Origin of the sequence: Alkalibacterium iburiense, assembly GCF_039521845.1 — a bacterium.
Lineage (GTDB): Bacteria > Bacillota > Bacilli > Lactobacillales > Carnobacteriaceae_A > Alkalibacterium > Alkalibacterium iburiense.
On record NZ_BAAACW010000076.1, the window covers coordinates 1 to 9,904 of the forward strand.

General features: G+C 38.4%; 8 protein-coding genes and 1 riboswitch. Of the genes, 3 read left to right on the top strand and 5 right to left on the bottom strand.

Annotated features, from left to right (window positions below):
- The first annotated feature begins 226 nt into the window (after positions 1–226).
- From ABDZ53_RS06570 to ABDZ53_RS06580, 3 genes are read left to right on the top strand one after another with little or no spacing between them, the layout of a single operon-like run.
- The gene (locus tag ABDZ53_RS06570) at positions 227–1,090 is read left to right on the top strand and encodes an efflux RND transporter periplasmic adaptor subunit (RefSeq protein ID WP_343754831.1); all 864 of its coding nucleotides are present in this window, start codon (positions 227–229) and stop codon (positions 1,088–1,090) included.
- 14 nt (positions 1,091–1,104) lie between these two features.
- The gene (locus ABDZ53_RS06575) at positions 1,105–1,812 is read left to right on the top strand and encodes an ABC transporter ATP-binding protein (protein ID WP_343754833.1); all 708 of its coding nucleotides are present in this window, start codon (positions 1,105–1,107) and stop codon (positions 1,810–1,812) included.
- Positions 1,813–3,033, top strand: coding sequence for an ABC transporter permease (locus ABDZ53_RS06580; protein WP_343754835.1), 1,221 nt, complete (start codon positions 1,813–1,815; stop codon positions 3,031–3,033).
- Between the two features lie 74 nt (positions 3,034–3,107).
- Here ABDZ53_RS06580 and ABDZ53_RS06585 read toward each other — a convergent pair whose 3' ends face one another.
- From ABDZ53_RS06585 to rsxC, 5 genes are all read right to left on the bottom strand, one after another.
- Positions 3,108–4,568 (bottom strand): NCS2 family permease, encoded by a 1,461-nt coding sequence (locus ABDZ53_RS06585; protein WP_343754841.1) that lies wholly within the window; start codon positions 4,566–4,568, stop codon positions 3,108–3,110.
- 150 nt (positions 4,569–4,718) lie between these two features.
- A riboswitch (purine riboswitch) is annotated at positions 4,719–4,816 on the bottom strand.
- A 103-nt stretch (positions 4,817–4,919) separates the two neighbouring features.
- Positions 4,920–6,272 (bottom strand): glutathione-disulfide reductase, encoded by a 1,353-nt coding sequence (gor, locus tag ABDZ53_RS06590; RefSeq protein WP_343754844.1) that lies wholly within the window; start codon positions 6,270–6,272, stop codon positions 4,920–4,922.
- Positions 6,273–6,295: 23 nt separating this feature from the next.
- Complete coding sequence (locus tag ABDZ53_RS06595) at positions 6,296–7,147, bottom strand: glycosyltransferase family 8 protein (protein ID WP_343754837.1); 852 nt, start codon at positions 7,145–7,147, stop codon at positions 6,296–6,298.
- A gap of 179 nt (positions 7,148–7,326) precedes the next feature.
- The gene (locus ABDZ53_RS06600; protein ID WP_343754838.1) at positions 7,327–8,361 is read right to left on the bottom strand and encodes an RnfABCDGE type electron transport complex subunit D; all 1,035 of its coding nucleotides are present in this window, start codon (positions 8,359–8,361) and stop codon (positions 7,327–7,329) included.
- A 2-nt stretch (positions 8,362–8,363) separates the two neighbouring features.
- Positions 8,364–9,689 carry an electron transport complex subunit RsxC gene (rsxC, locus tag ABDZ53_RS06605; RefSeq protein ID WP_343754839.1) on the bottom strand — a complete coding sequence of 442 codons (1,326 nt, stop codon included), beginning with the start codon at positions 9,687–9,689 and terminating at the stop codon, positions 8,364–8,366.
- Positions 9,690–9,904: the final 215 nt, after the last annotated feature.

Sequence of the window (9,904 nt, forward strand, 5' to 3'; positions counted from 1 at the left end):
TTTGACAAAAAAATAAAGCCATAACAGGCTTTGTGTCACTTTTTATTGATTCCAGCTGTTAAACTCCCGGGTTTCGATAAACTGGGCTTAACTATTTCGTATTATGTATAATGCTTGAAGATTATATGATTTTCACTCGTTTTCATAGAAATGACCTTAAGCAGTCTGTATAATAAACGTTGTGACTATGTTTATATAGGAAAGAAAGGGAGAGGAAGCTTTAATTATGAAAAAGAAAACATGGATTGGCATCATTTTATTCTTAGCTTTTGCAGGTTTTGTGGGATACAGTATTTATAGCAGTTCTCAAGAAGACGACACAGTAACCGTAAGAACAGCAGAAGTAACAGAAGATGCTATAACAGAAACAGTTGTAACAACTGGAACGATTGAACCCAGCCAAACACAAGAGGTGATGGGCCAAGGTATTGTATCCGAACTATTCGTTGAGTTGGGTGATACCGTTGAAGAAGGTGACACTCTAGTGACATATTTAGATGGAACGAGTTTCACAGCTAACTTTAGCGGAACGGTCACACAATTAAATATAGCAGAAGAAGAAACCGACGCTAATGCTCAACAAGGACAGGCTTCACTGGTTTTATCTGACCTTACTGTTTTAGAAGTGTCCTTGGACTTATCTCGTTCAGATGCTGGTCTCGTTGAAGAAGGTCAAGACGTCTTATTGACTTACGGAGAAAATGAATACGAGGGAACGGTGGAACACATTGACCCTGTAGCGACTGCTCAACAGACTCAAATGGGCTCAACCACTACACTAGGGGCCGTTATCTCATTCGATTCTGATACAGAGGGATTAATCGCTGGTTTTGATATTGATGTGGACATTATTGTGGATTCAAATGACTCAGCACTGATTCTTCCGATTGAGGCTTTAAATCATGATGAAGATAATCAACCTTATGTTTACGTATTAGATGGTACTGTTTTAAATGAAGTAGCCATTGAAACAGGTATTCAATCGGATACTGTGATTGAAGTGACTGAAGGCTTATCTTCTGGTGACGAAGTCGTGCTTTCACCTAGTGAAGAATTAGAAGATGGTATGGAAGTGGAACGCGAAGACTAAAAGGAGGAATTCTCGTGATAGAAATCACGGATATTGAAAAAATTTACCACATGGGCGGCGAATCTTTAAAGGCTTTAGATAAAGTTTCTCTGTCTATTCAAGATGGGGAATTCACTTCTATTATGGGTCCGAGTGGTTCAGGTAAATCAACACTGATGAATATTCTTGGTCTGCTTGACCGATTTGATAGTGGAAAATATTTATTAAACGGGACGGATGTTTCAAACCTGTCTGATGCCCAGCTAGCTGGAATACGAAATAAAGAAATTGGGTTTGTCTTCCAATCCTTTAATTTAATGGCCCGCATGAATGTATTAGACAATGTCATGCTGCCCCTTGTCTATGCCAAGGTGCCTTATAAAGAAGGAAAGAAACGGGCGACTGAAGCTCTTGAAAAAGTTGGACTAGGGAATCGCTTAGGCCATATGACCAATGAGATTTCAGGTGGCCAAAAACAGCGTGTGGCCATTGCCAGAGCTATTGTGAATAACCCATCTGTTTTAATGGCAGATGAACCGACTGGAAACTTAGATTCAAAAACAACCCAAGATATTATGCGTATTTTTCAGGACTTAAATAATGAAGGAACGACTATTGTCATGGTGACACATGAACCAGAAATGGCTGAATACACCAAGCGTATCGTTCACTTTCGCGATGGAGTGCTTCAAAAAGATGAAACACAGACTCCAAAAGAACTTCCTAAAGCGGAGGTGGAATAAGTGTTTTTAAAAGAAAACTTTAAGATGGCACTCGATAGTATTTTTGCAAATAAAATGCGCTCTTTCCTAACTATGCTAGGGATTATAATCGGTATTGCTTCTGTAATAGCCATTTTAGCAGTAGGAAACGGAGCCACAGAAGAAATTACCCGTACGTTTAGTGACTTGGGTGCGACAGCTATAAGTTTAGATGCCAATGACCCAGATCAATCAGGTGACTTAATTACAGATGACGATATTGCCCTTTTAAAAGACTCTATTGAAGAAATCAATTATATCTCACCTACTGAAACAACCGTTGGTGTCCTCTCTTCAGATACAGAGTCGCGTCAAGCCGTCATTTCCTACGGGACGCCTGATTTACAGTACCTGACTCAAACGATGAACTCCACTTTAATTGATGGACGCTATTTTAATGAAGTAGATTTCGAAGAAGCCCAAGACGTGATTGTGATTGACGAAGACGCTGCCGAAGCTTTATTCGGGCGTACAGATGTTGTGGGTGAATCCGTTCGTGTTAGTGTTCAGCAGGCTCAAATGAACTTAAGGATTGTCGGAGTCGTCGAAGGAACATTCGGCGATTTACAGGGTTCTTTTGACGCAAGTGAAATCCCCTTATTTGTGGCCATGCCGCAATCGACTCTCAGTAATCAATTGCCACAGTTAGCTGGTATGAACTCAGTCATGATTGAAGTTCAATCAACAGAACAGATTGAACCTGTGTCTAATCAGGTTGTTAGACTGATGGAGTTGCGTCATGACGCAGTGGGAGATAATATCTATAATGCTACCAACTTTTTACAAGCTCTCGATCAAGTAAACAATGTATTAGACTTATTCATTAACTTTATTGCAGCTGTTGCAGGTATCGCTCTATTAGTTGGTGGTATAGGTGTGATGAATATCATGCTTGTCTCTGTTACAGAACGGACACGAGAAATTGGAACTCGAAAAGCCTTAGGAGCAACGACTAATATCATATTAGTACAGTTCTTAATGGAATCGGTCATTATAAGTTTGATTGGTGGAATGATTGGGTTAACTATCGGTATAATATTATCCAACTTAATCGCTGGTGCGTTAAATATCGTACCTGTCATTACTCTAGGTAGTGTCGCATTAGTTCTTCTTTTCTCCTCAGCTGTAGGTATTTTCTTCGGAATTTATCCTGCTCGAAAAGCGGCTAATTTAAATCCGATTGATGCCTTACGTTACGAATAGTTTCTATTTTTGATAAATAAAAAAAGACAGATGTCTCTGAATTAATCAGAACATCTGTCTTTTTCTTTGATTATTTAAATCATACCCATAACTAGGAAGTTAACAATAAATAAGACTGTTGTTGCCCAAATAATCGGGTGCACCACTTTTATTTTACCTTTTGCCACTTTTGTTACAATGTAGAATAAGAAACCAGCTGCTATTCCGTAAGATATGCTATAAGATAAGCCCATAAATATCGAAGCAAAAAAGGCTGGTACTGCTTCTTCTATATTATTCCAATCGATTTCTGCAAAGGCAGACATCATTAATATTCCCACTACTATTAAAGCTGGTGCCGTAGCTGCTCCAGGCACAATTGAAATAATAGGTGTAAAGAGTGCTGTTAATAAAAACATTACGGCAGTCGTCAAGCTTGTTAATCCTGTGCGCCCCCCAGCACCGATTCCAGCTGTACTTTCAACAAATGTTGTGACTGGTGATGTTCCGAATATAGCTCCTAATATGGTCGCTGTAACATCTGCAAACAACGCTTTTTCCATTTTCGTATTTAAGCCTGAACCTTCGTCCATCGCTTTCTCGTCTTCTAATGTAAAGATACCTGATTTTCTCCCCGTACCAATAAATGTCCCAATGGTATCAAACACATCTGTTAAAGTGAATGCAAAAATAGTAATTAATATAATCGGATAACGTGATGGATCAGCAAAGAGTGATCCTAATCCTTCTGAACCTAAAGCTGCCCCGAAAGTTGTCCCTAATTCGCTAAAGGCTGATGAGAAAGAATTCGATGAATTCGTTAACCCAGAAAGATCCGTTACTCCCATAGGAATTCCAATAATTGTTGTTAAAATAATTCCGATTAAAATAGCTCCCTTAACTTTAGCAATCATTAAAGCCAATGTAATAATAAGACCTATGACCGCCAATAAAACATAAGGATTCATTAAGTTACCCATCTCTGGAATGATTCCCCCACCTGTTACAACCGTATTAACGGCACCGGAAATTTCAGTTCCCATCGTATAAGGTTCGTTATTGACAGCAATGATATCTTGACTTTCTGAAGTAAACTGCAGTAATTGAGCATTTTTCAACCCAATATATGCAATAAATACCCCAATTCCTCCACCGATAGCGTGCTGCAGTGTTTCAGGAATTGAACGAATAATCATCTTTCTAATAGGAGTAATCGTGATGACTAACCCTGCTAGCCCCGTAAAGAGAACCATCGCCAAAGCTTCTTGCCAAGTAAATCCTAATGCAAAAACAACGGTATAGGTGAAGAATGCATTTAATCCCATACCAGGAGCCTGCGCATACGGAACTTTAGCATAGAGTGCTAAAATAAGCGTGCCTACAGCTGTTGATAATACCGTTGACATAAAGACCGCTTGTGTTGGCATACCTGTTAGTGACAGAATCTGCGGATTAACAAAAATAATATAAGACATAGCAAAAAATGTTGTGAGTCCTGCTGCAATTTCCGTACCAACGGTTGTGCCGTTTTCTTTCAGTTGAAAGAATTTTTCCAACAAAGATAAAACCCTCTTTCGTATAATTTTCCTTCACTTTCATGAAGGTACTAATTAAGGGTTATCTAATAAAAATGAAAATGGGTAAGCCTGTTTATGAAAAACAAAAAAGAGGCGGTTTCCCGCCTTTAATTAACTATTTCATAAACAAATACGCTTGTTTAATCTAATAGTCAATCCTTTAAGGGGATTGGTAGAGACTTTAGCCCATATCGCTAAAATATATTAGATAACTCTTTTATTAACTTGTCTTAATAGTAAACCAGATTTTTAGAGAATGCAACAAAAAACGTAACTTTAATCATATTCTAATGTTTAATGTTCGTGTTTAACTGGTTTCAGAAAGAATACTTAGCGCATTGTGACGAATTCTTCTGCTGCTGTAGGATGGATGGCTACAGTACGATCAAAATCCCGTTTAGTCGCTCCCATATTAATCGCAACGGCGAAGCCTTGAAGAATCTCATCCATTCCTTTACCAATTCCATGTAAACCTACTATTTTTTCTTCTTTTCCAACACAGACGAGCTTCATATAGGATTTTTGTCTATTTGAAGTTATTGAACTATGCATGGATGTAAAGGACGTTTGATACACTTTAATATCTTCTTCATTATACTGGTCTCTCGCCTGTTCTTCTGTCATTCCAATTGTTCCAATAGGTGGGTGAGTAAAAATAACTGTTGGTATATTATTGTAGTCTAAATATTCATCTGTTTTGTTGTTAAATAATCGCTCAGACAATCGTCTACCTGCTGCAATAGCAACGGGTGTTAATTCGACTCTGCCGGTAACGTCTCCCACTGAATAGATATTATGTCCCGTTGTGTTTTGATACTGATCAACTTCCACATACCCACCTGGATAGAGATTCACACCAGCAGCTTCAACATTCAAGCCATCTGTATTCGGATTTCTACCGGTTGCCCAAATGAGTAACTCAGTCTCATGCGTTGTTCCATCTGCAAAGAATAATTTAAATTCCTTTTCGCCCAACTGTTCTACTTTCTCTACTGTTTTATTTGTGTGGATGTTACGGCCTTCTTTTTCAGAAATTTCTGCAAACCCCTCACAAATGATAGAGTCAAAATTATATAATGGCTGAGGTTTTCGTACAAACATATGAGTATCAGAACCTAAGGCATGGAATATATTGCTCATTTCTACACCAATATATCCTCCCCCTATAACTGCTACACTCTTCGGTAACTCTGTTAAATCAAATACTCCGTCAGATACAATCCCTAAATCTCCGCCTGGAATATCCAAACGCTTGGGCTTTCCTCCAGTGGCAATTAAGATATGTTTTGCGGTATATTCTTTACCATTCACCTCTACCGTTGAATCATCAACAAATGAGGCTCTTCCTTTTATTAACTCTACATTGTTGTTGTCTAAGCCACTTTTGTAAGCTTTGTGCAGAAATGAAATATATTTCTCCCTATTTTCTACCATTTTTTTGAAATTCAGAGTCGGCTCTCCATTTAATTCTATGCCGTACCCTTCACCGTAATGCTTAAAGGATTCCATCATTTCTGCTACATACCACATGACTTTTTTCGGCACACATCCTAAGTTAACACATGTACCTCCTAATTGATTTTCTTCTATTAAAGCCACCTTAGCACCATGCATGCCCGCTCGATTTGCAGAGGCTATCCCTCCACTTCCTCCACCTATAACCAGATAATCATAATCATACATCTCGCTCATTCTATTCGTCCTTTCTAAATTTCGCTACTTTCTAGGTAGTAAGGATAGACTCTCTTTTCCACGTCAAAGAAGTATTTCCCTAAAGCATACCGATACTTCTCCCTTTCATCCCATGGTTTATGTTTACCTGAAAAATGAATAAAGACTACCTCTCTATCTACTTTAGCATAGTTATACTTTTTCGGGAAAAGAATCTTTAATTTCTCAAATACTTTTGGATTCATATTGAAAAATCGCCAGTCTTCCTCCAAAATATCATTCACGTAAACTAAATTGAATATATCTTGATCAGGAAGAATTAACACGGGCTTATTTTCTCTAATGGCTTCAATGATAGAATAGGGATCTCCTACTCTTCTCAATTTTTTTAAATTCATTAACACAACACCGGCGTTGAAATAATCATCTGATTCAAAATTACGCAGACGCAAATTATTGAAAGGCTGGACCCATTTTGTTTTGTATTTATAATTCGTAGCAACAAAAGAATGCCCTAGAAAATCTTTATTATAAAATTCTTTGATATCATTTATGCAAAGCACATCCGGGTCTAAGTACAAAATTCTATCCACTTCTTCGGGTAACAAATAGGGAGCAAACATCCACAAATACATCTCTAATGTATAATATCTTGTTATAGCCACCTTATCTGAATCGTGAAAGAAATTTTTACTGTGAATGGGAACCAGTTTGTTGTCTGTTCTTTCGACAAATCGGTTCAAATCTTCTAGTGTTTCATCACTTATTCCAGCATGCAGTAAATACATGCAAAAAGTATCATCAGGATGGGTATCCACCAATGATTGAATCAAAACTTTTAATGGGTAAACATAGTTTTCATCTAATGAAAATAGTATATTCATCATGCCAATTCCTCCGGTTCATCTCAGTCAGTCATAATCAAGGGTATGCCCTCTCTTCCATTATACCCATTAAAAACCCAAAACTCACACAAATCACTCTATCTCTCTATTACCATCCTTTCATACTCCAAAAAGACGCAAAAACAGATAAGCCGTTTTTGCGTCTAGAATGGTTTTCTTAACTATCTTTTTTGTCTGTTAAATTTAACTTGAGGTCGTCTCTCGTGTCCATATATACGTGGCATAAGCTTGCTGTCAATAAATGGAGATAAAGCATTCATGATAAGAATGGCAAACCCGACTCCACCTGGGTAATCGAATGTAATTCTAAAGAAAGCAGTTAAGAGCCCACATCCTATCGCAAAAACAGTTTTTCCTTGTGGGGTTAAAGAACCCGAACTGTAATCAGTTGCCATATATGTTGCTCCAAAGAATAAGGTTCCTGTTAAAGCATGAGCCATCATAAATTCGAAATTAAAACTAGACCAGAAGCCCATAACAAGTACTGTAGTCAAAATATACAGTATTGGAATTTTCGGGTGGATAATGCCTCTAAAAATTAGGTAAAGCATCCCAATGAGTATGGCTATTTTAGAAGTTTCTCCTATGTTACCACCTAGGTTGAATCCCATAAATAAGTCAAATAATTCCGGAACTTGTTCTGAAACAGTTTGAGCACGGTGTCCGATAGATTCAAGTGGTGTAGCGGATGAGATTGCATCGACGCCTCTATACCCACTACCCAAAAATCCACCAGGCAAAACCCAATTTGCTAACCAAGGCGTAAACAGTGCTTTTGTAACTACCCTAGCTGCGACTGCAGGATTAAAATAGTTTTTTCCAATCCCACCGTTCATTTGTTTAACAATCACTATCGCAAATACTGAGCCAAACACAATCATCCATATTGGGGCTGTAACTGGCAAGCTCAAAGCCACCAGTGCTCCTGTTACCATAGCACTACGATCATGAATCTTAATCGGTTTGTAAGTTAATTTCTGATAGATATACTCTGACGCAACAGCCGTTCCTATACCTATAGCTAACATTCCAATGACCCACCAGCCAAAAAAGAATGTGGCTGCTACTGCTGGAGGAATCAATGCTATAAGTACTTCAGTCATGACACCATAATAAGTTCTTGCTTTTCGAATATGCGGGGAAGGTCCCGTACGTAATTTATCTTTTATTTCATTTGGATCAATTGCTTGTGCCATGATTAACCCTCCTTCTGAGCCTGGATGGCTGCTTTAGCTGCTCTTATATTATCCAGTAGAGGAATTTTAGATGGACAAATGAAGGAACAGTTCCCACATTCAATACAATCCATTGCACCTAATTCTTTTGCTTTATCAATGTTTCCTCTTTCATAAGCATCACTGATTAAAATAGGCTGTAAGCTCACTGGGCAGACATTAATACACTCAGAACACATAATACAGTCGTGTGTCTCACCCTGATTCGCTTCTTCAGGAGTCAAGACAGTGACAGCTGTCGTTCCTTTTATAATCGGAATACCTAAATCCGACACGGCTTGTCCCATCATAGGTCCCCCGGATAAAACTTTACCTGGAACTTCTGAGAATCCGCCGCAATCTTCAATTAAAGAATCCATAGGTGTTCCTATTTTAACTCTTAAGTTTTTAGGTTCTTTGATCGGTGTTCCAGAGACAGAAACAATTCGCTCTATTAATGGCTCACCGTATTCACATGCTCTATAAACAGCTCGCACAGAAGAGTTATTCATAACCATACACCGTACTTCAGCAGGTAACCCACCAGGAGGCACTTCACGCCCTGTCAGGTTTTTGATTAAATTCTTCTCTGAACCTTGCGGATACATGGTTTTTAACGGTCTGACAGTAATATCACTAAATTCTTCGGTTGCTTTTTCTAAAGCTTTTATAGCGTTGGGCTTATTGTCTTCAATACCGATGTAAATTTGGCGTAACTTAGGGAATAAACGTCTGACAATATTAATCCCACTTACAATTTCATCAGCATATTCAACCATAACACGGTGGTCAGAAGTAGAGTACGGCTCACATTCTGCCCCATTAATAATAACTGTATCGATGGTAGCACCGGGAGGCGGACTTAGTTTAACAGAAGTGGGAAATGTTGCTCCACCCATTCCGACAATTCCTGCTTTTCTAACGGTGTCAATTATTTCTTCGCTGCTCATTTCCTGAGAGCGTCCTGGTTCGACTATTGGATCAGCCTTTGTGTATTCATAGTCATTTTTAACTATAATACAGTCTGTTTCCCCTTTTGTCGTTGGTCGTTTTTCTATGCCGATTACTTCTCCGGATACTGAAGAATAGACATGTGCAGATACAAATCCTCCAGCTTCTGCTATCATTTCCCCTGCCTTGACTTTATCTCCAATTTCTACGACAGGTTTTGCGGGGGCACCAATATGCATGGATACTGGGAAGACCATAATCTTTGGTACAGAGGCATCGACGATGGGTAATTTACTCGTTCTAGATTTATTTTCCTCTGGATGAGAACCCTCGTGTTTTCCCATAAACGAAAAACGCATATCTACCATCCTTTCTATTTTATGCAATGACTATTTTTATTCGTTTTTTATCATATTCTCTATAGTTATGATGAACGTTCAATAAAAATTAGTTTTATATATAAGTATGGTTAGGGTGTCAAAACCTAACCGGTTTACTACTTTCCCTTGTTAACAGTGCGATTTTGCCCGCTCTTTTGGTATAATAGACGTATCAAAATGCTGACGGAGGGTGC

Coding starts and splice junctions, on each gene's coding strand:
- rsxC (WP_343754839.1), bottom strand. CDS start 9,689: ATGCGTTTTTCGTTTATGGGAAAACACGAGGGTTCTCATCCAGAGGAA.
- ABDZ53_RS06595 (WP_343754837.1), bottom strand. CDS start 7,147: ATGATGAATATACTATTTTCATTAGATGAAAACTATGTTTACCCATTA.
- gor (WP_343754844.1), bottom strand. CDS start 6,272: ATGTATGATTATGATTATCTGGTTATAGGTGGAGGAAGTGGAGGGATA.
- ABDZ53_RS06570 (WP_343754831.1), top strand. CDS start 227: ATGAAAAAGAAAACATGGATTGGCATCATTTTATTCTTAGCTTTTGCA.
- ABDZ53_RS06600 (WP_343754838.1), bottom strand. CDS start 8,361: ATGGCACAAGCAATTGATCCAAATGAAATAAAAGATAAATTACGTACG.